Below are 24,656 nucleotides of genomic sequence, written 5' to 3' on the forward strand. Positions count from 1 at the left end.
ACCCGCCTTTATGAAAAAGTGCCATTTGTGTAATAAAAATAAAGCTGTTGAATTTTTAAATCTAGGCAAACAACCACTCGCCAATAAATATCCGGAGAGTGCGACGAAATTTAAAACGGAAGACTTTTTTCCACTCGCTGTTTTTTTCTGCACCAACTGTAAAAATGTTCAGCTCGGCACTATTGTTTCTCGAGAAAGAATGTTTGAAGATTATTATTACCTCTCGTCGGTGAACCCTGGGTTGGTCAGGCATTTTGAAAAATTTGCTCAAAAAATTAAAAAATCTAAATTTGTGGTGGATGTTGGAAGTAACGACGGCATTTTTCTAAAACCCCTCAAAGCCCTCGGTGTGAAAGCCGTTGGTGTTGATCCGTCTATCAATGTCGGCAAAATCGCAAACGATGCGGGACTTACAACCATCGTAGCGTTCTTCAATAACGAGAGTGCAGAAACCATCACAAAAAAATACGGGAAACCCGACGTCGTGGTGGCGAGCAGTATTTTCACCCACCTCGAAGACCCTCATCAATTTATTGACGCAGTAAAGAAACTGATGACAGCCGACGGTGAATTTATTATTGAAGTCGAGTACATCGGCAATATTTTGAAAGATGTCCAGTTTGAACGATTCTACCTTGATCGAATTTTTTACTATTCCCTCACCTCACTCGCCAATCTTTTCCAAATGCATGGCATGTACGTTTCCGACGTTGAAGAAATCGAACCACACGGCGGATCTCTTCGTGTCACTGCCAAAAATATCGGCAACGGTAAAAAACCTTCAGCAAAAGTGACAAAACTTTTAAAACAAGAAACAGTCACACTTAATCCTAAGAAACTAAAAGAGTTTAAGGAAAGAGTAGAAAGTTATATCAAAGCTTTCCGAGAGAAACTTCTGGAATACAAGAAGGAAAAATTAAAAGTTGGCGGGTATGGCGCGCCGGCCCGTGTAGCCACCATTACAAACTTCGGCAAAATCGGACCTGAACTTATCGATTTTATCGTCGATGACAGTCCACTGAAGCAAAATCGTTTTAGTCCTGGCATGCACATTCCGATTGTACCAAAGGAGCATCTAGCAAAAAATAAACCAGATGTACTCGTCGTGTTTGCATACGAATATTTTGACGATATTAAGAAAAAAACCAAGGAAGGAAAATATCGCTACTTAATCGCCATTCCACCGAGAGAAGTAAAATAAAAACCATGTCACAGAAAATCATCAACGAAGATATTGCAACCATAGCAAAAGGCTTGGGAAAGGATGCCAAAAAATTTGAAGGCAAGACTATTTTTATGAGCGGTGGTGGCGGGTTTTTAGGAAAATACATTACCGGCGTACTCTGCTACCTCAACGACAATGTGTTCAACACACCCTGCCGAATTATTTCTGTCGACAACTTTATCACCGGCTCCCCTCACCCGCATTTCAATTACAAAGGGAGGGCTGATGTTTTGGAAGTTTGGGGCGACATTACCCAACCACTTCCCATCCGTGAACCAATCCACTACATTATCCACGCCGCAGGACTCGCCTCTCCAGTTTTTTACAAAAAATATCCGCTTGAAACCATCGACAGCGCGGTGACCGGCGTCAGACATCTACTTGATCTCGCCAAGAAAAATAAAGATACCATTGAAGGTTTTTTGTTTTTCAGCTCCAGTGAAATTTACGGCGACCCTGACGAAAAAGCTGTGCCAACGCCAGAAACCTACCACGGCTACGTTTCTTCTGTCGGTCCTCGCGCTTGTTACGACGAGTCCAAACGTCTCGGCGAAACCATCACCACCATTTATTTTGAGCAATTTGGCATTCCAGGAAAAATCGTCCGACCGTTCAATGTCTTCGGCCCGGGTATGGGACACAACGATCGCCGCGTGCTTCCGATGTTTGCCTACAAAGCGCTCAATTCAGAAACCATTCCAGTTCACGGTGATGGTCACCAAACCCGAACTTTTTGTTACATCACTGACGCCATCACCGGCTTTCTCAAGGTGCTTCTCATAGGCCGAGCCGGTCAAGCCTACAATATTGGCAACGAAGATAACGAAATCTCGATGGCTGACTTGGCCAAACTTTTTGTGGAAATTGAAGGCGGAGGAGCTTCATTTGAACTCATCCCCTATCCAGCAACCTACCCAGGCGGTGAGCCACAGAGACGCTGTCCTGATCTCACTAAGGCTGAAGTTGATCTCGCGTATAAATCAGCAGTGAGTCTCAAAGATGGCTTAACTCGTTTTATCGATTGGTGCCGAACTCAAGAAATGTATGTTGGGAAAGCACCCGGAGCTAAAACGGAAAGTATAAAAAAATCTGCGCCCAAGAAAAAAACGAAAAAAGTTGCACCTAAGAAAAAATCTTCAAAATCTAAAAAAACTCGATGATCCTAGGACTTATCGGTGTTGGTACATGGGGAAAAAATATTCTCGCAACCCTTGAAAAAATTCCAAATGTCGAGGTGAAATATCTCTGCGCCAAAAATCCAGAATCGCTCGTAGGCTTCGAAAAGAAATACGAAAAAATTTCTGATTGGCGGAAACTTCTCGATAAACCTGATCTTGATGGAGTTTGCATCGCGACACCACCAGCCACTCATGCTGAAATTGCCGCGGCTTTTGTAGAACGCGGTAAAGCAGTGTTAGTCGAAAAACCGATGGTGACAAACCTTGAAGATGCCCTCAAACTACAAGCCATTGTACAAAAGAAAAGTTCCCTCCTCATGGTTGGTTTCGAATATCTTTTCAACGACCACATCACCTATCTAAAAAAAGAAATTGAGAAAGGAACTTTTGGAAAAATTCTGGAGGTCACCTACGAGCATTATGTAAGCCCCTCGCGATCTGACGTTGATATTTTTTGGGATGTTGCTCCACACCCGTTTTCCATTTTTCAGTATTTATTCAATCCAGAAAAATTAACCTCCTCCGAAGGAAAAATCGAGCGTGAGATAGTCTCGGTAAAAATTCAATTTCAAAATTCTCCACTGCTTGAAATCAATGCTACCTCTTCCGGTTCCACCAAAACTCGAAAACTTGTTTTGCTGGGTGAAAATGCCACGGCGACACTAGACGAAACAGTAACCGAAAATAAATTATCGATCATTAAAAACGGCAAAATTCTGTTCCCGGAAATACGCGCTTCCGCCCCACTTCAAAACGAACTCGAACATTTTATTCAGTGTATACAGTCCGGCAAAACGCCACTCACCGATGTTGATTTCGGTTGCAAGATTACGGAGTGGCTCGAAACAATTTCAAAAAATCAAAAATAATTTCTTGATTTCGTTTTAGTCATATACCCCTTATTCGTGAGAATAAGGGGTATATGGTAAAAAATAAAATCCCCGCAAGCAAACTTGCGGGGATAGAAAAATCTTCAGAACTAACTTCCCGAGTCGCGCCACTCAAGGTACTGCAACGCACGAGTGATACTCACAAGGTCGCCTTTCGCCTCATATGTGTGAATGCGCTGGAGCTCGGTCGCGATCAACTGCCGTCGTGTACCTCTCAGCGTCCCTTGCGAATGGGCGACCGTTTCAGCCCAAGGCAAGGTAGCGCCAACTTGGCAATAGATCTTGAGTGTGGGAACACCGACATCGTACGCTGCGCTCACCGCCGAGATAAACGCGCGGGGCAGGTGGAACGGCGGCGCGATGATGCACAACTTCGAAAGGTGGTGATGTTGGGCATATTTCATCAATGCCAGCGATTCGGAGAAGGTATTGAGTGGCTCGAAACAGGGCACCATGTTGATTTTTTCCCTACGAACACCGCATGACACAAAGTGCGTAATCCACGGATAAGAACCGGGGTAACCCTTGTTTGTGCCATCTGCGTCGTCAAGAATCAGCAACTGAGATACTCCGCCGGAGAGGCTGAGCCGAATCGCCGGCACAAAGACGGAACCCTGGTTATCTGACGTCTGAGTGTACAGATACGCCGGCATATGACTCTCGGGCGGCAACGCGTCCGTTAGGACGATGGTGGTGAGTTGCTGAAGCAGTATTTCTTCTGGGCTAATTTGGTGGGCCACAAAGCCTCCTTTTGGTTGAATTTTGACGGACAATCCTTGAAACCTCTCGCACGAGCGGTTTCTGATCTGGCACAATTCTACACAGATTTGTTACTGTGTCAATGACTCCTTCTGTTCCTCCTTCTTAAAGGAGGTGGCTGAGTCTTCGAGGCCGGAGGATTTTAAATCCCTCCCTCATTAGAATGTCGCGCTCCCTTTTAAAAGGGAGCATTAACCGACACAAAATCGATAATCCTCTTAGCTCTTTTATCCCAGGTTAAATCTAAAACTTTTTGAAAAGCCTGTTCGGCAATGCGCGCACCAAAACCCTCGTCATTCAAAACTTTTTCAATCCCCTCTTGTAAACTTTCCATGCTATCCGGCGCTACAAAAACCGCAGTGCTCTCTTCTAAAATTTCTCGCACTGCCGGCAAATCTGAAGTGACAATCGGTCGGCGCGCCGCCATGTATTCAAACATTTTCATCGGCGACATAAAATTTCGGTAATATTCTGTGTTTGGATAATTCATCACGAGCACATCCGAAGCTCGCATAAACTTTGCCACGTCCACATGCGAAACATGCTCGATCAACGTAAACGCTTCCATTGGAATTTTTTCTCGTGAAAGTATTTTGCCAAGCTCATCTTTTTCATCATCACTCAAGCCAACAATAAGAAGGTGCGCGTCAGTTCTCTGCACCTGAACTAATCTAAAAGCAGCCACTAAAGAATCGACACCCTTATCCATTCCCATAGTTTTATATTTCCCGACATAGGCCACAATTTTAGCGTCCGCCGGTAATTTTAAAATCTCGCGCAACTGCGCTTTTGATTCCCCTCCTGAAAAAATTCCGAGATCAACTCCGTTCGGCGCTACCAAAATTTTCTCAGGGTTAAATCCCGCCTTCACAAAATCATTTTTGATAATGGAATTTACGGTAATCACCTTCTCCGCTCTTTTTAATAACGGGAGCATTCGTCTGCGGTATGCACCAATACCGACATGCGTTTCAAAAATCACGCGGTACCCGAGAAACGTCAAAAGGCAGCCCAAATTGTCCATCGTGTAAATAATGCGTTTGCGCGATCCAAAAAGAAAAAATAGTAGAACCAACTTATAAAAATGTAGATATTGAAAAACAAATGCCAATCTGCCCAACACGTTACCAAAAATTAAAAAATCAAAACTCCAAATTTTCCGGACTCGAAAGGGCGTCTGTACGGAGTAATACTGCATCGGGTCAATTTTAATTTCTTTGAAACGCTTCGGCACAACAAGTTCCACCTCAAGTCCTTGCGCGGAGAGCGATTCACAAAACCTCGCCAAATAACTGCTATGTGCGGCAGTACTGGGAAATCTGGTGTTGCACAAAACTGTAATTTTGGTTCCCATCATTTTTTATCTACAACCTGTCTAAAAATTCCTGCTAAATTTTCCGCTAACTTTTTTGTAGTATACCTTTCTGATCTGGTTTTTGCTCGTTCGCCGAGTCGAACCGCGAACGCTTGATCAGCCAACAATCTTTCAATAGCTTTTCGTAACGCTCCGGGATTTTCCGCTGGGACAATCAAGCCTTCTCCTTGATCGCTGAAATAATCAGCAAGTGTTTCCCGCTCGCTTGCAACAATAGCTTTTCCGAGCGACATGGCGTCGAGTAACACGTATTGTCCCGAACAATCAGAGGCGTCTAGATGCTTCTCACTTTTAGTTGGAATAACCACAAAAAGCGCTTCCCTATACAACTCTACAAGTTTAGGAAAAGCTACAAAACCCAAAACTTTCAAGTTCGGTGGAATATTTTTCACACCACTGAGATTTCTCGGCAAGGCGGCAACTCTCACTTCAATTGGCAAATCTTTCACTGCCTCGGCGAGCGTTTGATAATCTCGTCCGTTGTCTTTCCCAACGCTCAAAATGAAAGGTTTTGTGTTTCGAGAAGGTTCAATTTTTCGTGACATGAATTCAATATCAATACCGTTCGGCACAAAAAATATTTTAGTGGCGTCAAACCCCTCGGCAATTAAAAAATCCCGCTGAGCGGTCGAAGGACAAACAATCGCATCGAGCGAGGCAATGGTTTTTCGCAAAAGCCAAAGCTTGAACTTGTTGTCTGAATTTCTTTTTAAAGTATTCGTAAAAAAAGTATTGTACCAAACGAACTTCGGTCGTTTCATCCGCAAAATAACCTTCGCAACAAGCGGCAAAAAAAGCGACGCGCCGGAAAAGACAACATCGTATCGAAAAAGCGCTGGCAACAAAAAAAGATTGGTTAGATTAAAATTTTTCTTCCGAATGTAATTAAGAAAACGGTTTTCAATATACCGCGCGTCCACTCCGAAATCTTTCAAATGATTAAACCCTATCAAATGACTATCAGGCATAGCTCCCTTTTCCCAATCGGCCAAAAGTTTCCGCCGTTCGCCTGCGAAAAGATAGAGTACGTTAGTGTTGGCAGTCATAGATTGTTTGAAATTGAACCCAAATGATAGCACAAACTGTACATTGGGAAATAACTTGAATGTCTGTAACAAAAATGCTACTTTGCCAAAAGAATCGTAGAAAAGGAACAACATGAAAAAAAGACTTCTGCAGAAGTATGCAGCGTTGGTGCGCGTGGTTCGCGAGGAACACATAAAGGCTGGCATGGAAGCGCAGGGACACTGCTTCTATCACTGCTATGCGGCAGCCAATATGTGTCTCACAATTGCGCCGAACAGAAAAATTGCTGAATTGGCGTGGGTAGCGGCGATGCTCCACAACATTGACCACATTTTCGGTAAAAACGTCGTCCAGTGGTACATCAATCGCTATCTGGACCTGACGCCCCTTTGCAAACCCGAGAGAGCAATTATTCTCGACGCTGTGCTCAAGCATGGAGACTTCAATTACTCGACCGACGGCATTGTCCTTCGAGTCCTGAAGGATGCGGACATGATCGTGAACATGGGACTCACGGTCGCCATGCGCTCCGCCCGGTTTCGCCCGACTACACCGCTTTTCAATCCGCGATTTCTCATGCGACGCGATCCTTCAGCAACGTTCAAAGAGCCGGGCACGATCCTCCAAAATCTCAACCACGTTCTCGCGTGGTGGGAAGATGGTTGGATCCGCCTGCCGAAATCGAAACCCATCGCTCGGCGGAGGTACAAGGCGCTTAGGGCTTATGTCAATGAACTGACCCGACAGCTTGTGGAAGAAGGTCTGCTCCGGCCGAAGTTCCCCAAAAAACTCATCGTCACCTAACAAAAAACGCGACCGTTCCGATCAACATCGGAACGGTTTTTCTTTTTTCTCTACCTTCCCGCACACTATTGACTCAATCCAAAATACATGTTAATGTGCCGTCTAGTTAGAAAACGAAATTCGGTCTTAGAAAAAATGAAACCTCAGAATATCCTACTATCCCGATATGGGACATTGGTGGAAATGGTTAGGGCGGATCACATCGCAAAAGGAGCGATCGGCAAAGGACATGACTTCTATCACGCATTACGCGTGGCAAACATGTGCCTCAAAATTAGCGACTATGACTCCCTGATTGATGAGCTGGCCTGGGTTGCTGGGTTAATTCACAACGTCGATCATCTGTTCCCAGCAAACGAAATCGGCAGTAACCTTATCCGGTATTTTGATGCGACCAGCCTCTGCGCCGAATACCGCCACATCATAAAGCTCGCGGTTGAACGGCACAGTGGCCGCAATCATCCGGACGACAGCGATGTGCAAATCTGCCTCATGGACGCCGACAAAGTGGTGTGCCTCGAAGCTGACGTGATTATGCGCGCGGCACAATTTGTTTGCCATCTGCCGACGTTTGATCCGCGTTTTGTTCGGACCGACGATCCATCAGCCAATTACCGGAACCCGAAAACGGTGATTCGTGATTTGTTAGGTGTCCTTGAATGGGTCGATCTAGATGGCTGGTTCCGACTGCCTAAAGCTCTGGAGATGGCACAGGAGCGCGCAAAGTTCATCCGACTTTTCATCAACACCTTCGCCAGACAACTGGAGGCCGCGAACATGCTATCGCCGGAATTTCCGGAAGAGCTTATCACCAACTAACGCGAAACCTTTCACAACCGCCCTTGTAACCAAGGCGGTTTTTCTTTGGTTATATTATGATTGAAACATTGCAAAACCCTTGGAAATATGCCAAAATTTGGCACTATCGTACTATGAAATCTCACAAAAAAAGCCCGAAAAATATAGATCTTCAAGCGGAAGCCCTGAAAGATCTCTACGAGGTTGCTACTGTCTGCAGAATGTGTAAAAGCACTGACCTATTCCCTTATCTTGATTTGGGATTTACACCACATGCCGACCAATTTCGCGCCGCGCATGAACTTGATATTCCGGAAATTTTTTACCCGCTTCGCGTCCTCATGTGTGAGAATTGCGGACTTTCCCAATTGAGCCACATTGTTAATCCAAAAGTTCTGTATCAATTTGATTACCCTTACGAACAATCCATGACCAAAACTGGTCAGGCGCACTGGAATGGATTTGCCCAATCGGTAATTTCGAAATTAAACCTGAAGAAAGGCGACGTGGTTGTCGACATTGGCAGTAACGTCGGAACTCTTTTGAAATCTTTTAAAACGCTTGGTATGAAAACTATCGGTGTTGATCCAGCGCCAAACATTGTAGAAATTGCCAACAAAGAACACGGCATCCAAACTCTCTGCGATTTTTTCGGCACAAAAAGCGCTAAGAAAGTGAAAAAATTAGTTGGTCCGGTTTCAGTTGTAGTTGGCGCCAACGTCTTCGCTCATATTCACGATTTGGACGACGTAATGCGCGCGGTAAAATTTCTCCTAAAAAAAGATGGGGTTTTTATTTTTGAATCTCCCTATTTCAAACACCTCGTCGACTCTCTTGAATACGACACGATCTACCACGAACATCTCTCGTATCTTTCGGTAAAACCCTTGATTCCATTTTTTAATAAATTCGGTCTTGAAGTTTTCTCAGTTGAAGAAACCGACATTCACGGCGGCTCGTTCCGAGTATTTGTCGGCAGAAAAGGCGTACACCCGATTGATGCCAGCGTCCAAAAATTTGTTACGATCGAAAAAGAAACCAAACTTCACGAAAAAGAAACCATGCTCGATTTTGCCAAACGCGTCCGAAAAAATCGCGACGACTTAATGACCATGATTGAAAAACTTTTACACCAAGGTAAAAAAGTCGCCGCAGTTTCCGCTCCCGCCAAAGGCATGACGCTTCTTAATTACATTGGAATTTCCAATCGCCACATCACACTTATCTCCGAAAAAGCGCGCCTCAAAATTGGCCGTTTTGCTCCGGGAGGCCATGGTGGTGGACACATTCCGGTTGTATCTGATGAAGAACTGCTCAAAGAAAATGTTGATTATGCGCTTCTCCTTGCCTGGAATTTTTCCAAAGAAATTATTGATAACCTAAAAACCTTCAGCGACAAGGGTGGAAAATTTATTATCCCAATTCCCTTCCCGAAAATCGTAGGAGCTAACGAGTACAAAAAGAATGATAATTAAACATCTAAAAAATAATTTTGAGGACGAACGTGGGATTATTCACGACATTACAACCCACACACTGATTGATGCTATTACCTACATCACCTTTAAAAAAGAAAGCGTGCGAGGCAATCACTTCCACAACAAGACGATGCAGTATGATTATATTTTGGAAGGCAAATTTCTCTGCCGTTCAAGAAAAGGCTACGATGGCAAAGTGGAAGAAGCTACCGTTTCTGCCGGCGATCTCATCACTCACGAATTCCCCGACCATCACGCCTACAAAGCGCTTGAAAATGGAGTAATGATAAGTTGCACGTTGGGACCAAGACAGGGTGATGAATTTGAAACTGATGTTGTCAGACTCACAGGGAAAGAGAAACTCATTGATTAATTTAAAAAGCCCCCCGATTCGCAAAGCGAATCGGGGGGCTTTTTTTATTTAAGTGGCGCCGGTTTTTCAATAATAAAATCTCCAAGGGCAAGTGCGTCAATTCCTGAATCGAAAAAACAGCGGATGGCTTCTCTCGGCGAACAGGCAATCGGCTCTCCCATGATATTCATCGACGTGTTGAGAAGAACCGGTGTGCCTGTAATTTTTCCAAACTCAGTTATCAATTTCCAATATCGTGGATTATCTTTCTGGGTGACAGTCTGAGGACGCAAAGTGCCGTCAACATGGACCACCGCGGGCAATTCATGTTTTCTTTCAGGCTTGCAATCGAATGACGTCACCATAAATTTCTCTGCGCGAGGCTTCACCAAATATTTTTCTTTGACCTCGTCTGCCATTGATGGACAAAATGGTCGGAACGCTTCGCGAAACTTTACTCGCGCATTGATGATGTCTTTATTCTCAGCTTTCTTCGGACTCATTAAAATCGAACGATTGCCCAAAGCGCGCGGACCAGATTCCATTCGTCCTTGAAACCAGGCGATGATTTTGTCTTCAGAAAGCATGTGAGCCACCTCGGAACAAACGTCGTTTGATTTGCGATACTGCAATCGGCGTTCCTTTAAAATTTTCTCAATCTCGTCATTTGAATATTCAGGCCCCCAGTACAAATGATCCGCCACAGGATTTTTCAAATGTCCTCCCTCACTTGCCACAAAAAGCGCCGCTCCGAGTGGCAACCCCGCGTCTCCTGGATTTGGATATGGATGATGAGTTTCTACTTTTCCCGACTGCCAAATTCTTTGATTGAGCTTAACGTTGAGGAAAATTCCACCAGATGTCGCCAAAATTTTGGTGTCCTCTTTGCTAAGCCACGGCAAAACAAATTCCATCGCTTGCTCTTCAAGCACCCTCTGGGCTTCAGCGGAAACATCTTCCTTGCCATACTTTTTTACAATTTCGGCAATGCGGAGGGCCTCATCAGAATGCCAGTGAATCGAACCGAGCAATTTAAATTCTTTAGTTTCCGGAAAGTTGTACGGCTTCACCAATTCTCCATTTTTAAATTCAGGATAAAAACCATCTAACACTCCGCGAACTTTTGAGAGGTCACCGTACGGCGCAAGCCCCATAGTTTTTCCCTCGCCATCTCCATGCCACCAGCCGATAGCCTCAGTGACATTGCTGTAAAACCAACCAAGTGAACTTTTAAAATCATATTTAACGAGCGGATAAATTTTACCATTCTCCCCTCTCCAAATGCACGATGATTTACCGTCACCTGATCCGTCCATGGTGGCGATAACCATTTTCCGATTATCATTTGCGGTAAAGTAGGCGCCAGCGGCATGGGCTAAGTGATGTTCAACAAACGTAACCTTGGGAAGTTTTTCAAGAAAAAAATCTCGGCAGTACAGAGGTGTTCGTAGGCCGGTACTCGGACGATTGCCGAAAAATAAACTGCGGACGATTCGCTTGCCGGAGAGGTAGATTTTTTCTTTCAGATTTTCTGCCGGTTTTTCGGGAATAGCTACTTTCAAACCAAAAATACATTCGAGCTGATCGCCAACCGCCAATCCCGCGACCGCGATCTCATCGATTTCTCGCGCAGAAATACCTGCCATTTTTAAACAAAATTTAATTGAGGCGAACGGCAAATCACTTGAATGCTTAACGTGATTAAAACGCTCCTCGGAAACATCGGCTACAATCTGACCGTCAACAATAATCGCCGCACCCGCGCCGTGTCCAAAATGGAGTCCCAAAATAGTGTATTTTTTCTTACTCATTTTAAAATTCTTAATCCAAGAAATCGTATCACAGGATGTGTTCCCCAGCAAAATTTCAACTTTTTATATTCCTCCACTTATGCTAAATTGTTGTGACTTATGCATATCGGGTTCTATTTCGAAAGTGTAAAACAAGAAGGTGGCGCCTACCAAGTAGCGCTCAACCACCTCGAAGCCCTCCGTGACATACAAAATCACGAATTTATTATCTTTAACACTTCGCTCGATTTTCCCTTTGATGATTTTAAAAATCTGCCAAATTTTAAAATTATTGATCTCATTAAACGTCCGAAAAACAAAACCGAGGAAAACCCTTCTCCCACAAGCACTGCTCAAAAAAAGCAAAACCTAAAAAGAAAAGTGGTTTTGTTTTTTTTGGATATTTTAAGGTTTTTTCATCTCTACCGACTGGAAAATTTTCTAGCCAGATTTAAAGCTCGAGCTCGAGCGAAAATTTTTGACGGCTATGGACTCGACCTTTTGTTGTTCCATGGTACGTCTGAACTTTCGATTTATACCAACATTCCATCAGTCGTTATTATTCACGACATTCACCACCGCCTCTATCCGCAATTTCCTGAAATGTCTGAAAAAGGTCAGTGGACTAAACGAGAATATACCTACAGCCGCATCGACAAAAACACTTTCAGAATTTACGTTGATTCCGAAGTAGGAAAAGAAGATTTAGCACGCGTCTACAACATTGACCCGAAAAAAATTGTCATCCTGCGTCCCCTGCCGCCTCCGTATATTCGAACGGAAATTTCGCAATCCGAACTTGTAGAAATTCGCAAAAAATATAATTTACCGGAAAAATTTCTGTTTTACCCCGCGCAATTTTGGCCACATAAAAATCACAAAAACTTAGTGCTTGCGGCAAAAATTCTCCGCGACCAAGGCGTTACTGTTCCTATCGTTCTTGTTGGATCGAAAAAAGAGCTCTGGGGAGAATATGATCGAGTGGTCAACCTCGTTAAAGAAAGTGGATTGGAAAGACAAGTCCTATTTCTAGGCTTCGTCCCAATTGAAGACATTTCGCCGCTGTATCGCCTCGCCACCGGACTTATCATGCCGGTCTATGTCGGTTGGACCTACGTACCGATTGTTGAGGCTTGGGCCATGGAGTGTCCTATAATTTATTCGACTGCGCGCGGTTGTAGAGAACAAGGAGGAGATAGCGCTCTGTACGTTGACCCGTACAAACCAGAAGACATCGCTCTAAAAATAAAAGAATTTTGGCAGAATCCGCAACTGAGAGCGACACTTATTGAAAACGGCAAGCTACGCTTGGCAGCTTGGACGAGAAAAGATTTTAACAGTACAATTGAGAACGTCATCAATGAATTCGAACAACAAAAACACCATTCCAGTAAATGAATCTATCATTTCTGATGAAGCAAAAAAAAACGTGGCGGAAGCGCTCTCTTCTGGTTGGCTTTCTTCTGGCGGCCCGTTTGTAGGAAAATTTGAAACAGACTTTGCAAAATATTTTGGAACCAAACATGCAGTCACGGTAACAAACGGCGGCGCAGCGCTCCACATTGCACTCCTTGCGCTTAACATAGGAAAAGGCGACGAAGTAATCGTGCCAGCGTTTACTATGGCTGCGCCGTGGTTTGCCGTCATGTACACCGGAGCTACTCCAGTTTTTGTAGACTGCGAACTTGAAACTTTTAATATTGATCCGGGCAAAATCGAAGCCAAAATTACTCCAAAAACCCGAGCTATTATTCCCGTACACATTTATGGTCACTCCTGCGATATGGATCCGATTCTAGCGATTGCCAAGAAACACAAACTCTTTGTAATAGAAGACGCTGCGGAAGCTCACGGAGGAGAGTACAAGGGGAAATTATGTGGCGCCATGGGAGATTTTGGTTGTTTTAGTTTTTATGCTAATAAAATTATCAGTACGGGTGAAGGTGGCATGGTCATCACAAACAACACCGACTGGGCAGAAAAAGCGAGACAACTAAAATCCTATAATTTTTCAAAAGCCAAGAGATTCATTCACGATGAAATTGGTTACAACTACCGCATGGGAAATCTTCAAGCGGCGGTTGGTTGCGGAGAGTTGGAAAATCTTTCTGTCTACCTAGAAAAAAAAGAACAGATGGCGCAGAGATATAATAATGGATTATCAAAAATCGCTGGTTTACGTTTACCGATCACTAAGCCTGACGTAAAAAACGTCTACTGGATGTACGCGGTACTCGTTGATGAAAAAACTTTTGGCATGAACAGAAACGAATTGCGAAGTAAATTGCTCGAAAAAAATATTGATACCCGAGATTTCTTTTATGCTCCAGAAGATCAGCCGGTTCTCAAGGACTTACTGAAAAACGAAAAGTTTCCCAACGCCAAGTACGCTGGTGATCACGGACTCTACCTGCCTTCAGGGCTCGCCATTACCGACGAGCAAATTGAAGCTGTCATACAGGCTATTAAAGAAATTTATGAGAAACAAAATTAAGAAAATTTTTTTAGCAATTACTCCACCAGCCGCGGTACTGCTGGCTAAAAAAATTTTCGCTCGGAGCCAATATGAATACACCGGCGACTTTGCCAATTGGGAAACTGCGTACAAACAATCAAGCGGCTATGACGATGGTGCAGTTTTTGAAAAAGTAAAAAAAGCCAGACTACGGGTGCTTTCAGGAGAAAAGAAATACGAGCGAGATTCTGTGGTTTTTGATTCAGTTCAATACTTTTGGCCACTCCTCTCTGCACTCCTCTTTGCTGCGGCGGAAGAAAAGGGACGACTTTCCGTACTTGATTTTGGAGGCTCTCTCGGTTCAACCTATTTTCAAAACCTAAGCTTTTTAAAAAATCTCCCGAGTCTTTCTTGGGGTGTTGTAGAGCAAAAACATTTCGTGGAATTCGGAAAAAAATCAGTCGCCAATCCCTCACTGTCATTTTTTGAAACCATAGAAGAATGTGCCACACAGCTGAAACCGAATGTTGCTCTGTTCTCCAGTTCGATCCAATACCTAGAACGTCCGTACGAAATTTTAGAAAAAATAAAAAAATTAGGTCTCCCCTACTTAATCTTTGACCGAACAACTATTCTTGATTTCGAACCAGATCGAATTACCCTGCAAACTATTTCCAAAAGAATTTACGACGCTTGTTTCCCAACGTGGTTTTTAAGCCGTGAAAAATTAATTTCATTTCTCAACGATTCGTATGAGCACATCGAGGAGTGGCCTTCTCTCGGAGATCCACTGGCCCTTTCGAGAGCAACAGGACGATATAAAGGTTTCCTGTTTAAACTTAAAAATAAACCGAACCTCTAAGCTTTTTCTAAAATATTTTTTACCTGTTCGGTTAGGACCGCGCTCGCGCATCGAGTCTTGTATAACTCTTGAGCGCCTAAAGAAATCTGGGCTCTGAGCACAGAATTTTTCTGTAACTCCATTATTTTTTCAGCGAGCGCTTCGGGATTTTCAGCCGGTACAAAAAGCGCGTTTACTCTATCCGTCAAAAGTTCGCGGTTACTTTTTGAATCGCGGGTAATAAATGGCAGGCCAAGGGCCAGCGCTTCAAAATTTTTATTCTGAATGGTTCGATCGAGGCGTTCGTGATTGCTAAATTGTCCGAGCATTACCTCTGCCGCAAGCATCGTTTTGCGCAACTCCTCCGTTGAAAGAAAATGAGTAATGAGGGTGACGTTCGACAAATCATATTCCACCATCAAATTCTTAACACTCGTCTGGATCGGCTCCCCCCATCCAATGATCACAAATTTCACCCTCGCACTTTTCAAAACCCTAGCCGCTTCTATGACAACCAAAACTCCGGTCGCTGGTAAAAACATGCCGCGAAAAACTACCGTAAACTGAGGATTTTTCTTCACGGTAGGATCAGGATAAAAAACAGCTTCATCAACTCCGGTAAAAACCACTTCGAGTTTGCTCGGACTCACGAAAAAATTCTGAGCAATAAAAAGTTTCTGCTGTTCACTCTCAACCAAGATCACATCAGAAAAATAAAAAGCAAAAATATCAGCAATTTTGATTATCCAGGCTTTTACAGAAGACTGCGGGTAGATTTCCCTATCAAGCACTGACCGGTCATACCAAGAATCGAGCGCATTAAAAACAATTTTCTTCTTGGACAAAAACCAAGCCAAGGGTAGTAGCATGGTACTCAAATATCCAACCCATAAAATATCGTACTGACCTTTAAGCGCCTGATGTTTTTTGGCTAATTGAAAAAATTTTTTAATCCCGCGAGAATTATCAACACATTCAATGACCGTGTATCCAAGTTTTTTTAGGCCCTCCAAATACACCCGATCGCGAGGAGCGGTGGGATTATACATTCCGAAATAACAAATAGTTTTTTGAGGATTCATTTTGTAACTTTAGTGCGTGTATAGACACTATACCCGTGAACGGCTGGAATTTCCACGTACTGCTCACGTAAAACTTTTTCTCCGGCTTTAGCAAACTGATTATTTGGATCAGTCACAATCACCTCCGGTGGAACTTTCATAAGAACAGGATTTTCGCCAACAATCGGTAAGCCTGCGTTATAAAACGTGAGATACGAATACGACGGATCAAGTAGCACGGAAAGCTCCAAGGCATTAAGCAAACCAATAGTTTCTCCAGGAAATTTCTCTTCGATGTACTGCGCCATCTTTAAATCATCATCGCCGAAAAAAACTTGAGCAACCGTAAACATTTGAACAAATTGAAATACAATTAAAATACCTAATATTGAACTTGTAATAAGTTTTTCACTAATCGAAATTTTCTGAAATTTTTCTTTGAAGTACGAAACCGCGAGCGCGATAGCTTTCGGTAGAATAAAAAGAATTAAAAGTTCGGCAATTAAAATGTAGCGCAACCAACCAGGCGACCGCAGGTAGTAGATAAAAGCCAAAACCGAATATATAAGCGTAAAGGTAAAAAGTGGTTTTAATTTTTCTTCTTTCAAAATAATTCTTGCGCCGACAATAAGCAGAAAAAATAGGCCGAAATAAATGAGAGTTGAAGAATGGAAAAATCCCGCGAGGTTGTTTGCCACGTTTTCCGAGATGGAAGAACTGAAGGGATTTTTATAAAAATTGCTCAGTCCAATCCAAGTTTCAGAGGTGAAAGGTTTTGGAATTAAAATCAAAATCCAGAGAAGTCCGGCGGGGATCATGCCGAGGCCAAGCATCAAGATTTTTCTAAAAAACCCTCTCCATTCAAAAAGAAACGTTACCACAATTGCTGGAATGATCAGTCCAAAGACTGAAGGCTTGGCCACCACGGCGAGTCCCCACAAAAGTCCCGCCACAAAATATTTTTGTTTTTCAAGTAAAAAGTAAAAACCAGCCAAAAGAAATGCAAATCCAGGAATTTCTCCAACTACAGTTCGTCCACTTCCATAAAATGACGCAAAGCTGGCGATGAGCAATAAACTTCCCCACGCCTGCTCTTTTGAAAATAACTTCTTGGCCAGAAAAAAAACTGCCGATAGTAGAATTAAAATCCAAAGCACCATAAACGTCCGCGCTTGATAGATACCGTAACCAAAGATTTTGAAAAATCCGGCCAGAGAAATGGTAACCGGGTAACCAGTCGACTGAATAAACGCCGGCGGTTCAAAAAAAGTATTCGGAGAAATTTGAGGACTGAGCACGCCATGAGTAAGGAAACTTCTCGCGATACTGATACTAATCGCTTCATCAATCCAGAGCCGAGGCTTAGTCACAAGCGTTGAAACAGAAAAAATTATGACAAAAATAATTGTTGCTAAAAAAACAATAATTGAAACATGTTCTGAAAAAAATTGTCGAACTGTTTTTCGCGGAATTTGTTCTTCTAACATTGCACCATCATAGTCAAAAAAAACTACTCCTGCAATAACGTATTGGTTAATAAGATTGTTTTGACTTCATTTTTTTCATGTGATAGTTTGGCAACAGAATAGAAAACTAAAAATAAAAATGAAAAGGTACAAAAAAAACCTCTGGGTTCGGATCATTGAAAAACTGGACGACGACTTTCTCGGCATCTGTCCACTCTGGGTCGCCTTAGTTTTATGCGCTTTAGTCATCTCAGCCGTTTGCGGGTTCTATTGGGTTTCCAAACCCCTCGCACCCGCCGATGAACGATTTGGAGGCGTTGTTGCTATTCTAAACAAGGATAGCGGCGCACAGGGCAGGAACCTATACCGATTTGCGACACAACTCACAAACTCAATGGAAATATCCTTGAGAGATGCTTCCACAGAAAATATTCGCTTTTTTGCAGACGTGCCGGCCAGCGAGCCGATGTGGTACATCGAAAAAAAAGTAAGATTCCACCTTTGTGTTGGAGTTCCATACGCAATTGAGGTTCACATCCACTCGCCTCGTGACCTTCCTGGGGTCGGGTTAGAATTAAACCCTCGCGGTAACCGCCAAGTTCTCGCCTTCGAGTAAATTTCCTAGGCAGATGATCCAATCGGATTGTCTGCCTATTTTCTATACTATTTAATTTGTTAAAACCTCTCTTTCTCTATGTAACCTTTCGAGCGAAAGGTTATAACTTAAAATTTGACAAAACAATAATTTTCGTGTTATCGTGGCGCGAGTCACTTCGAAAAATTCAACTGAGAAAGGCCAGTATGGCTAGTCTTTGGTATGCACTTTTCAGCTGGGATGTACCGACCGCAACCCATCAAGAACTTGCCACTGCCCACGCGATCGTAACGCAAGCTCACGGGAGAATGAGGAACGGAAGTGCTGGGCCAGGAAATCGAATCATGGCAAATGTCACCCGGCTTCTGCACTACCAATTTCCTCATCTTCCAATTATGCCACAAGAGGATGTGGCGTTGGCCGATCCCACACTTCCCTATTACACCGTCATTGGTGGATTACGGGACACTCGCTGCTTCATGGCAACCGTCGCCAAGAAACACAACACCACGGACGGCGGATCTGCAACCGGTGCCTCGAACATGCAATGGAACACTCACGCCATTGCACGAGCCCAAGCGGAAATCTGCAAGCAAAATGGTTGGACGAGGATCATTGTGGTTGCGTTTCCGATACATTGGGGACGAGCCGCAGCGGTCTACCGGAAACTGGGGTTGACCCCTCTCATGGCTGAGATGCCTGCAGATCTCGGAGCCTACATGCATCCATATCTGATTCCCAGCGGCCTGCTTGGAATTCAAACTGTCAGCAAGTTCCGAAAGCGAGAACTGCTCTGCCGAATTCTTTTCTGGCTCAAGAATTGGATTTGAAAATTCGTCTTCGCACCATATCGCAAGCGCCGATCCAAGATTTGGTTCGGCGTTTTTTTCTTAAAAGTTTTGCATAACTTCTTTACCACATGTAACCTTTCGAGCGAATGGTTACATAGAGAAATGCGAGATAAAAAACTAAATTTATTTTTTATTTCAAAATAGAATTTTTGCAGTCAGATGCAGTTCGAGGCGCAAGTGATTTTGCGACTAAAACGTATTCATATACGTGGCAGGAGCAAAATCGTGAAGCAACGAAGAAGGGCGCTGACTGCAAAAGTTCTAACCGAAAAACCACTTCATCCACGTCGAAAAAATAAACCACAAAATTCTCGCTCCCCATTTCACAAGGTCATACCAATGACCAGTCAGTGTCGATTCCCCTACGCGCTCGCCAAACGTAATTGGAATTTCAATGAATTTAATTTTTCTGGAAACCACGAGAAGTAAAAGTTCGGTGGCGAAAAGCGCGTTGGTAGTTTTCCAATGTGGAGCGAGCTCACGTAAAACTTCTTTGTGAAATAATTTACAGGTACATCCGACATCCGTCAGAGAATTGGTACCGAAAAGTACTTCGATAATTTTCGCTTCAAACACGTCAGCCATTTTCCTGAGAAAACCCATCGAAGCGCCGTGTAAAATGGCGCTCTGGTTGGTGCGTGTTCCAACCACCACCGGAAAATCTTGGGCGTACACTAAAAATCGTTCGAGGTCAGATGCGAGGTAAGTCCCGTCGGGTTCTGATAAAAAAATGTAATCCCCTGTGGCTTCAGTAATCCCGCGCTGGTAGCCATATCCATACCCTTGTTTAGTTTCGTGAATAAGTCGGGCTCGAGTTTTTTTCACTTCTTCATCCGTTCCAGCCTCAGCATTGTTATTGATGACAACAACTTCATCGACAAACCCAGTCGCAAAATAATCTTCGATTGATTGTCGAATTGAAGCTTTTTCTTTGAACGTGGAAAAAACCACTGAAACTTTTTTATTTTTCCACATAAGACTGTAATTTTAGTACATAAAAAAATAGCGCACAACTAGGTTGCGCGCTAAACAAAAATATTTCAAACGACAGGTTCAAGAACGATCGCCTCGCGGAAGCCGACGCGAGGGTTGTCATCGGCAGCGTCACCCAATTTGATGTTCACCGCAAGGCCCAAATGATTTTCATACAAGGCGTGAACCACCGGGCCACTCACTGGCAACAAATTTTTTGGAAACACCGTTGTAGTTTCTTGATCAAAAACCTCGGCCGTTACCCAATTCAAAAAGCAGCAGCCAATAACATATGCGCTGAGAGGAAGCGGCACGGTCTGCCGACCAGCAAGCCAGTGTAAGGCATACTTGGCGGGTAATCCCATTGTTCCCGCAGTTGGACATAGATCCCGTTGCACAATGTAAAGTTTCGACCCGTTAGGTCTATCGTTCTCTCCGATATGTTCTTGAGCTTCATCGGAAACTCGAATATTGACCCCGGGAAAGTATCTCGCCTTTTCTAGGGTTTCCCAAACAGTAAGCCCCGGATCGTAGATGACCAAAACCTCCTTCCATGGAAGCCGCGCGGGAAGTTTGAATTTTTTCTGTACATCAAGTTGCGGTCCAAAATACTTGAGATCAACCCGCGCCATATGTGAAAACCACTTATGGCAATCCGTATCCTCAATCGCAAAGCCGGTAGGAACAACCGGCGCTGCCTGAACTCTTGTTTGTTCTGACATATTTGAAGTACCTTTCACTGCTTTTTCTCTCCGATTTCTAACACATTTTTAGAAAAACACAAGGGGTCGTAATAATTTTCAGCCGGTGCTACAATGCTTTTTGCAGCCATTCTGCTGCAATTAACGCGTTCGGATGAAATTACTTTATGGCAACATTTAACAAAAAAACTCTTCTCATCTGTGGTGGTGCGGGCTTCATCGGCTCAAATTTCATCCACCACATTCTGAGCAACTACCCGACCGTTCGGCTCATCAATTTAGACAAGCTCACCTATTCCGGAAATCTCGACAACCTCGCCGACATTTCGAAAGACAAACGCTACACTTTTATCAAAGGCGACGTGGCTTCTGAAAAAACCATCAAAGCCATTTTCAAAAAATATTCTCCCGACTACATCATCAACTTCGCTGCGGAAACTCACGTCGATCGAAGCATTCACGTCGGTGCACTCGAATTTATCAAAACCAACATTCAAGGAGTGTTCAATATTTTGGAAGCTGTAAAGGAAAATAAAAATGTAACAAAATATCTCCAGGTTTCGACAGACGAAGTCTACGGTACGCTCGAGCTCGACTCAAAAAATAAATTTACCGAAACCACTGCCTTTGATCCCAACGTTCCCTACGCTGCGACTAAAGCCGGAGGCGATCTTTTATGCAATGCCTATCACACCACCTGGCATGTGCCGGTTGTCGTCACCCACTGCTCCAACAACTATGGCCCGTATCAATATCCAGAAAAATTAATTCCTTTTTTCACCGTACGAATGCTCGAGGGTAAAAAATTACCACTCTACGGCGATGGCAAAAATGTCCGCGATTGGATTTATGTACTCGATCATTGCCGCGCGCTTGAGCTTGCACTGCTTAATGGTGTGGCAGGTGAAGTCTATAACATCGGTGCTGATAATGAGTTATCTAATGTAGAAATTGCCACAATGATCGCTAAACAATTTGGCAAGACTACTGACGTGTTTGAATTTGTACCCGATCGGCCAGGACATGACAGACGCTACGCCATCGACTCGGCAAAAATTGAAAAGGAACTTGGTTGGAAGCCGACCTACTCTTTCGAGCGGGCATTTAAAGAAACAGTTGATTGGTACAAGAATCATTTACCGTGGATTAAAAAAATTCAAAAGAAAACTGGAGTTTTCAATCCGCACATTGATTTGTGGAAGAAACATGCAATTGGAAATAAAAAATAAAAAAATGACAAACAACACAAACATCAAGGGCGTAATTTTGGCAGGAGGTTTGGGAACAAGACTCTATCCGCTGACTAAAATTACCAACAAGCACCTCTTGCCAATCTACGACAAGCCGATGATTCTCTATGGGATTGAAACTTTAAAAAACTCTGACATAGAAGAAGTGATGATTGTTTGTGGGCGCGAACATGCCGGACACTTTATGAATTTTCTCGGCTCAGGAAAAGAGTTCGGCGTTAAACTTTCCTACGCCATTCAAGATAAAAACAACGGTGGTATTTCCGATGCCCTTATGTGCGCAGAGGATTTTGCTGACGGCGCAAGTGTGGCTGTGATTTTGGGTGATAATATTTTTGAAAATAATTTTTCTAAAGAAATCACCAACTTTAAAAGTGGCGCCATGGTTTTCCTCAAAAAAGTGGCTGACCCGCACCGATTCGGCGTAGCGGTATTTGATACAACCGGCAAAAAACTTTTGACCATCGAAGAAAAACCTAAAAACCCAAAATCTGATTTCGCCCAGACCGGTTTCTATATTTATGATGCCAATATTTTTTCCAACATTAAAAAAATTAAACCTTCGGCTCGTGGAGAACTGGAAATTACTGACGCCAACAATATGTATCTCGAACACGGTGAGCTTAATTTTGCGATTGTAAAAGGTTACTGGCTCGACGCCGGAACATTTGATTCCCTACTTGAAGCCAGCACTGTAATCGCCTCGAAAAAGAAATAGCATGAAAACGCTACCGAAAATTTTAATCACCGGAAGTAACGGCATGGTTGGTTCATACATCGATTTTGGAATTAAAACTGATCGAGACACACTTGACGTTACCAATCTTGAAGCGGTGATGAGCGCGGTACGGAAACACCAACCAAAAGTAATTTTGCATCTCGCCGCACTCACCGATCTCGACGTTGCGGAAAAAAATCCCACACTCGCCTATCACATAAACACTATCGGCACGTACAACATCGCGCTGGCCGCGCGCGAAGTAAAAGCTAAATTAGTGTACATTTCTTCAACTGGTGTTTTTGATGGAACCAAAAAAACTCCCTACACTGAGAAGGACGTGCCAAATCCAAAAAATTATTACGGCCATTCAAAATTCGCAGGAGAATTGATTATTCAAAGCCTGCTGAAAGATTACATTATCGCTCGTGGCTGTTGGATGTTTGGCGGCGGACCAACGCTTGATAAAAAATTTATTTCCAAAATTGTAGCACAGCTAAAAAATCCTGAGACCAAAGAAATAAAAGCGCTAAATGATGTGCACGGATCCCCCACCTTCGGCAAAGATATTGTTGAAGCTTTGAAAAAATTGATTTTAAAAGATGCTACAGGAATTTTTCACCTGACAAATGCTGGCAACTGTTCCAGATTCGATGTGGCCAAAATTATCGTGAAAGTCTTAAAACCATCCGTCAAAGTGATCGGAGTCACAGGAGACTATTTCAATCTTCCCGCCAAACGTGTCACCAATGAATCTGCGACCTCTCGAGTAAGCCTCTTACGCCCATGGCAAGAAGCTCTCGAAGAATATTTAAAAAGTGAGTGGAGTCCTCTGTAACCATGGCTCACGTTATTACAAAAAAAATCTGCCGAATTTGTGGTGGGAGTAAACTAACCAGAGTCCTCGACCTCGGCGCGATGCCTCCGGCCAACGCTTTTCTTACTAAAAGCCAACTGCGAAAAAAGCAGGATAACTTCCCTTTAGCCATTTATTTTTGCCAAGACTGCACTCTCCTGCAACTGATTGATGTTGTTGATCCCGAAATTCTTTTTAAAGATTATCTGTACCAAACAAGCGCCAGCTCGCCACTGCTCATACATTTTAAAAAATTGGCACAAGAAATTCTGGAAAAACACATTGCTTCCAAAAATGATTTAGTGGTTGAAATCGGTAGCAACGATGGGAGTTTGTTAGAACATTTTAAAAATCGAGCACGAATTCTTGGCGTTGATCCTGCAGAAACGATGGTTACAATTGCCGGAGCAAAAGGCGTTCCAACACTCAGTGCTTTTTTTAACGAAGAAACCGCAAGAAAAATTATCGATTCTCACGGCCACGCCAAAATTATTCTGGCCAACAATGTGCTCGCTCATATTGATGACTTGCACAGTGTTTTTGCGGGAATCGAAACCCTTCTCGACGCAGACGGAAAATTTATTTTCGAGGCTCACTGGGTTGGCAACCTCCTTGGAAAGGGCGGGTTTGATCAGATTTATCATGAACATCTTTGTTACTTTTCACTCCACGCCGTCAATCATCTTGCCAAAAAATTTGGCTTGAAAGTGCTTGATGTTGTTCTAGTTCCAATTCACGGCGAATCCCTGCGCGTCACTTTGGGAAAAGTTGGAACTCCAAATGCTCGCGTTTCAGCCTTCATGAAAAAAGAAAAGAAGCTTGGCCTTGAAAAATTCGCGACGTACCAAAAATTTTCCCAAAAAGTGGCGAAAAATAAAATAAAACTTTTGGCACTTCTAAAAAAATTAAAACAGGAGGACAAAAAAATTCTCGGCTACGGCGCGCCAGCTAAGGGCAACACCCTTTTAAATTTTCTTAAACTTGATCAAAACACCTTAGATTTTATTACCGACACGACGGCATCCAAACAAGGCTTGTACGCGCCCGGCACGCGAATTCCTATCATCGCTCCGGAAAATCTTACGAGCGCCAAACCAGATTATATTCTCTTACTTGCGTGGAACTACGCAGATGAAATTCTCAAAAAAGAAACGGCGCTCAGAAAATCTGGCGTGAAATTTATTATTCCTGTACCAGAAGTAAAAGTTGTTTGAA

Annotated in this window: 24 protein-coding genes; 16 read left to right on the forward strand and 8 right to left on the reverse strand. The window is 43.3% G+C overall.

Annotated elements, in window-relative coordinates; translation table 11 throughout:
• The first annotated feature begins 10 nt into the window (after nt 1–10).
• From V4467_01550 to V4467_01560, 3 genes are read left to right on the forward strand one after another with little or no spacing between them, the layout of a single operon-like run.
• Entirely contained in the window at nt 11–1,201 is a 1,191-nt protein-coding gene (locus V4467_01550; GenBank protein MES2087658.1) for a class I SAM-dependent methyltransferase, read from the forward strand.
• Nucleotides 1,202–1,206: 5 nt separating this feature from the next.
• Nucleotides 1,207–2,385: an NAD-dependent epimerase/dehydratase family protein gene (locus tag V4467_01555; protein ID MES2087659.1), complete on the forward strand. Its 1,179-nt coding sequence runs from the start codon at nt 1,207–1,209 to the stop codon at nt 2,383–2,385.
• Entirely contained in the window at nt 2,382–3,272 is an 891-nt protein-coding gene (locus tag V4467_01560; GenBank protein ID MES2087660.1) for a Gfo/Idh/MocA family oxidoreductase, read from the forward strand. The genes V4467_01555 and V4467_01560 overlap by 4 nt, the downstream gene beginning before the upstream one ends.
• A 110-nt stretch (nt 3,273–3,382) precedes the next feature.
• Here V4467_01560 and V4467_01565 read toward each other — a convergent pair whose 3' ends face one another.
• The 3 genes from V4467_01565 to V4467_01575 all read right to left on the reverse strand — a co-directional run bounded on the left by V4467_01565 (nt 3,383) and on the right by V4467_01575 (nt 6,473).
• Nucleotides 3,383–4,066 (reverse strand): hypothetical protein, encoded by a 684-nt coding sequence (locus tag V4467_01565; protein MES2087661.1) that lies wholly within the window; start codon nt 4,064–4,066, stop codon nt 3,383–3,385.
• A 164-nt stretch (nt 4,067–4,230) separates the two neighbouring features.
• On the reverse strand, nt 4,231–5,409 hold the full coding sequence (locus tag V4467_01570; GenBank protein MES2087662.1) for a glycosyltransferase family 4 protein: 1,179 nt from the start codon (nt 5,407–5,409) through the stop codon (nt 4,231–4,233).
• Entirely contained in the window at nt 5,406–6,473 is a 1,068-nt protein-coding gene (locus V4467_01575) for a glycosyltransferase family 4 protein (protein ID MES2087663.1), read from the reverse strand. The genes V4467_01570 and V4467_01575 overlap by 4 nt, the downstream gene beginning before the upstream one ends.
• 232 nt (nt 6,474–6,705) lie before the next feature.
• Between V4467_01575 and V4467_01580 the strand changes: the two genes are divergently transcribed.
• The 4 genes from V4467_01580 to V4467_01595 all read left to right on the forward strand — a co-directional run bounded on the left by V4467_01580 (nt 6,706) and on the right by V4467_01595 (nt 9,906).
• Complete coding sequence (locus V4467_01580; protein ID MES2087664.1) at nt 6,706–7,257, forward strand: hypothetical protein; 552 nt, start codon at nt 6,706–6,708, stop codon at nt 7,255–7,257.
• A 135-nt stretch (nt 7,258–7,392) separates the two neighbouring features.
• Nucleotides 7,393–8,076 carry an HD domain-containing protein gene (locus V4467_01585; protein MES2087665.1) on the forward strand — a complete coding sequence of 228 codons (684 nt, stop codon included), beginning with the start codon at nt 7,393–7,395 and terminating at the stop codon, nt 8,074–8,076.
• 113 nt (nt 8,077–8,189) lie between these two features.
• Nucleotides 8,190–9,530 carry a class I SAM-dependent methyltransferase gene (locus V4467_01590; GenBank protein ID MES2087666.1) on the forward strand — a complete coding sequence of 447 codons (1,341 nt, stop codon included), beginning with the start codon at nt 8,190–8,192 and terminating at the stop codon, nt 9,528–9,530.
• Nucleotides 9,520–9,906 (forward strand): hypothetical protein, encoded by a 387-nt coding sequence (locus tag V4467_01595; GenBank protein MES2087667.1) that lies wholly within the window; start codon nt 9,520–9,522, stop codon nt 9,904–9,906. Before V4467_01590 ends, V4467_01595 begins: the two co-directional genes overlap by 11 nt.
• 44 nt (nt 9,907–9,950) lie before the next feature.
• Here the strand turns inward: V4467_01595 and V4467_01600 are convergent, their stop codons facing one another.
• Complete coding sequence (locus V4467_01600) at nt 9,951–11,696, reverse strand: carbamoyltransferase C-terminal domain-containing protein (protein MES2087668.1); 1,746 nt, start codon at nt 11,694–11,696, stop codon at nt 9,951–9,953.
• Nucleotides 11,697–11,795: 99 nt separating this feature from the next.
• On the opposite strand from V4467_01600, the gene V4467_01605 reads away from it, so the two are divergent.
• Genes V4467_01605 through V4467_01615 form a run of 3 tightly spaced genes read left to right on the forward strand, consistent with a single transcriptional unit; the run spans nt 11,796 to nt 14,992 of the window.
• Nucleotides 11,796–13,073 (forward strand): glycosyltransferase family 1 protein, encoded by a 1,278-nt coding sequence (locus tag V4467_01605; GenBank protein ID MES2087669.1) that lies wholly within the window; start codon nt 11,796–11,798, stop codon nt 13,071–13,073.
• Nucleotides 13,036–14,169 carry a DegT/DnrJ/EryC1/StrS family aminotransferase gene (locus V4467_01610; protein ID MES2087670.1) on the forward strand — a complete coding sequence of 378 codons (1,134 nt, stop codon included), beginning with the start codon at nt 13,036–13,038 and terminating at the stop codon, nt 14,167–14,169. The genes V4467_01605 and V4467_01610 overlap by 38 nt, the downstream gene beginning before the upstream one ends.
• The gene (locus V4467_01615) at nt 14,153–14,992 is read left to right on the forward strand and encodes a methyltransferase, TIGR04325 family (GenBank protein ID MES2087671.1); all 840 of its coding nucleotides are present in this window, start codon (nt 14,153–14,155) and stop codon (nt 14,990–14,992) included. Before V4467_01610 ends, V4467_01615 begins: the two co-directional genes overlap by 17 nt.
• On the opposite strand, the gene V4467_01620 is transcribed toward V4467_01615, so the two are convergent.
• Together V4467_01620 and V4467_01625 are read right to left on the reverse strand one after the other, a co-directional pair.
• Complete coding sequence (locus V4467_01620) at nt 14,989–16,053, reverse strand: glycosyltransferase (GenBank protein MES2087672.1); 1,065 nt, start codon at nt 16,051–16,053, stop codon at nt 14,989–14,991. The two genes, V4467_01615 and V4467_01620, sit on opposite strands and share 4 nt — an antisense overlap.
• A complete protein-coding gene (locus V4467_01625) occupies nt 16,050–17,519 on the reverse strand; it encodes a glycosyltransferase family 39 protein (protein ID MES2087673.1) in 1,470 nt (489 codons plus the stop codon). Before V4467_01625 ends, V4467_01620 begins: the two co-directional genes overlap by 4 nt.
• 118 nt (nt 17,520–17,637) lie before the next feature.
• Between V4467_01625 and V4467_01630 the strand changes: the two genes are divergently transcribed.
• Together V4467_01630 and V4467_01635 are read left to right on the forward strand one after the other, a co-directional pair.
• Nucleotides 17,638–18,114 carry a hypothetical protein gene (locus tag V4467_01630; protein ID MES2087674.1) on the forward strand — a complete coding sequence of 159 codons (477 nt, stop codon included), beginning with the start codon at nt 17,638–17,640 and terminating at the stop codon, nt 18,112–18,114.
• 185 nt (nt 18,115–18,299) lie between these two features.
• Nucleotides 18,300–18,923, forward strand: coding sequence for a hypothetical protein (locus V4467_01635; protein MES2087675.1), 624 nt, complete (start codon nt 18,300–18,302; stop codon nt 18,921–18,923).
• Between the two features lie 282 nt (nt 18,924–19,205).
• On the opposite strand, the gene V4467_01640 is transcribed toward V4467_01635, so the two are convergent.
• Both V4467_01640 and V4467_01645 read right to left on the reverse strand, forming a co-directional pair.
• Nucleotides 19,206–19,919 (reverse strand): glycosyltransferase family 2 protein, encoded by a 714-nt coding sequence (locus tag V4467_01640; GenBank protein MES2087676.1) that lies wholly within the window; start codon nt 19,917–19,919, stop codon nt 19,206–19,208.
• A 65-nt stretch (nt 19,920–19,984) separates the two neighbouring features.
• On the reverse strand, nt 19,985–20,638 hold the full coding sequence (locus V4467_01645; protein ID MES2087677.1) for a hypothetical protein: 654 nt from the start codon (nt 20,636–20,638) through the stop codon (nt 19,985–19,987).
• Nucleotides 20,639–20,784: 146 nt separating this feature from the next.
• Between V4467_01645 and rfbB the strand changes: the two genes are divergently transcribed.
• The 4 genes from rfbB to V4467_01665 are packed head-to-tail and all read left to right on the forward strand — an operon-like array spanning nt 20,785 to nt 24,655.
• Nucleotides 20,785–21,846: a dTDP-glucose 4,6-dehydratase gene (gene rfbB / locus V4467_01650; GenBank protein ID MES2087678.1), complete on the forward strand. Its 1,062-nt coding sequence runs from the start codon at nt 20,785–20,787 to the stop codon at nt 21,844–21,846.
• Between the two features lie 4 nt (nt 21,847–21,850).
• Nucleotides 21,851–22,585 (forward strand): sugar phosphate nucleotidyltransferase, encoded by a 735-nt coding sequence (locus V4467_01655; protein ID MES2087679.1) that lies wholly within the window; start codon nt 21,851–21,853, stop codon nt 22,583–22,585.
• Between the two features lies 1 nt (nt 22,586).
• Nucleotides 22,587–23,423 carry an NAD(P)-dependent oxidoreductase gene (locus V4467_01660; protein ID MES2087680.1) on the forward strand — a complete coding sequence of 279 codons (837 nt, stop codon included), beginning with the start codon at nt 22,587–22,589 and terminating at the stop codon, nt 23,421–23,423.
• A 2-nt stretch (nt 23,424–23,425) separates the two neighbouring features.
• Complete coding sequence (locus V4467_01665) at nt 23,426–24,655, forward strand: class I SAM-dependent methyltransferase (protein ID MES2087681.1); 1,230 nt, start codon at nt 23,426–23,428, stop codon at nt 24,653–24,655.
• Nucleotide 24,656: the final 1 nt, after the last annotated feature.

Source organism: Patescibacteria group bacterium (assembly GCA_040390045.1).
Classification (GTDB): domain Bacteria; phylum Patescibacteriota; class Minisyncoccia; order Phycocordibacterales; family SIBU01; genus SIBU01.

Bases quoted from the DNA above. Each gene is read 5' to 3' on its own strand.
- V4467_01570 (MES2087662.1), bottom strand. From the start codon at position 5,409: ATGATGGGAACCAAAATTACAGTTTTGTGCAACACCAGATTTCCCAGT.
- V4467_01550 (MES2087658.1), top strand. From the start codon at position 11: ATGAAAAAGTGCCATTTGTGTAATAAAAATAAAGCTGTTGAATTTTTA.
- V4467_01665 (MES2087681.1), top strand. From the start codon at position 23,426: ATGGCTCACGTTATTACAAAAAAAATCTGCCGAATTTGTGGTGGGAGT.
- V4467_01555 (MES2087659.1), top strand. From the start codon at position 1,207: ATGTCACAGAAAATCATCAACGAAGATATTGCAACCATAGCAAAAGGC.
- V4467_01600 (MES2087668.1), bottom strand. From the start codon at position 11,696: ATGAGTAAGAAAAAATACACTATTTTGGGACTCCATTTTGGACACGGC.
- V4467_01620 (MES2087672.1), bottom strand. From the start codon at position 16,053: ATGAATCCTCAAAAAACTATTTGTTATTTCGGAATGTATAATCCCACC.
- V4467_01630 (MES2087674.1), top strand. From the start codon at position 17,638: ATGAAAAGGTACAAAAAAAACCTCTGGGTTCGGATCATTGAAAAACTG.
- V4467_01615 (MES2087671.1), top strand. From the start codon at position 14,153: ATGAGAAACAAAATTAAGAAAATTTTTTTAGCAATTACTCCACCAGCC.
- V4467_01585 (MES2087665.1), top strand. From the start codon at position 7,393: ATGAAACCTCAGAATATCCTACTATCCCGATATGGGACATTGGTGGAA.
- V4467_01595 (MES2087667.1), top strand. From the start codon at position 9,520: ATGATAATTAAACATCTAAAAAATAATTTTGAGGACGAACGTGGGATT.
- V4467_01580 (MES2087664.1), top strand. From the start codon at position 6,706: ATGTGTCTCACAATTGCGCCGAACAGAAAAATTGCTGAATTGGCGTGG.
- V4467_01605 (MES2087669.1), top strand. From the start codon at position 11,796: ATGCATATCGGGTTCTATTTCGAAAGTGTAAAACAAGAAGGTGGCGCC.
- V4467_01590 (MES2087666.1), top strand. From the start codon at position 8,190: ATGAAATCTCACAAAAAAAGCCCGAAAAATATAGATCTTCAAGCGGAA.
- V4467_01610 (MES2087670.1), top strand. From the start codon at position 13,036: ATGAATTCGAACAACAAAAACACCATTCCAGTAAATGAATCTATCATT.
- rfbB (MES2087678.1), top strand. From the start codon at position 20,785: ATGGCAACATTTAACAAAAAAACTCTTCTCATCTGTGGTGGTGCGGGC.
- V4467_01635 (MES2087675.1), top strand. From the start codon at position 18,300: ATGGCTAGTCTTTGGTATGCACTTTTCAGCTGGGATGTACCGACCGCA.
- V4467_01645 (MES2087677.1), bottom strand. From the start codon at position 20,638: ATGTCAGAACAAACAAGAGTTCAGGCAGCGCCGGTTGTTCCTACCGGC.
- V4467_01575 (MES2087663.1), bottom strand. From the start codon at position 6,473: ATGACTGCCAACACTAACGTACTCTATCTTTTCGCAGGCGAACGGCGG.
- V4467_01640 (MES2087676.1), bottom strand. From the start codon at position 19,919: ATGTGGAAAAATAAAAAAGTTTCAGTGGTTTTTTCCACGTTCAAAGAA.
- V4467_01655 (MES2087679.1), top strand. From the start codon at position 21,851: ATGACAAACAACACAAACATCAAGGGCGTAATTTTGGCAGGAGGTTTG.
- V4467_01660 (MES2087680.1), top strand. From the start codon at position 22,587: ATGAAAACGCTACCGAAAATTTTAATCACCGGAAGTAACGGCATGGTT.
- V4467_01625 (MES2087673.1), bottom strand. From the start codon at position 17,519: ATGTTAGAAGAACAAATTCCGCGAAAAACAGTTCGACAATTTTTTTCA.
- V4467_01560 (MES2087660.1), top strand. From the start codon at position 2,382: ATGATCCTAGGACTTATCGGTGTTGGTACATGGGGAAAAAATATTCTC.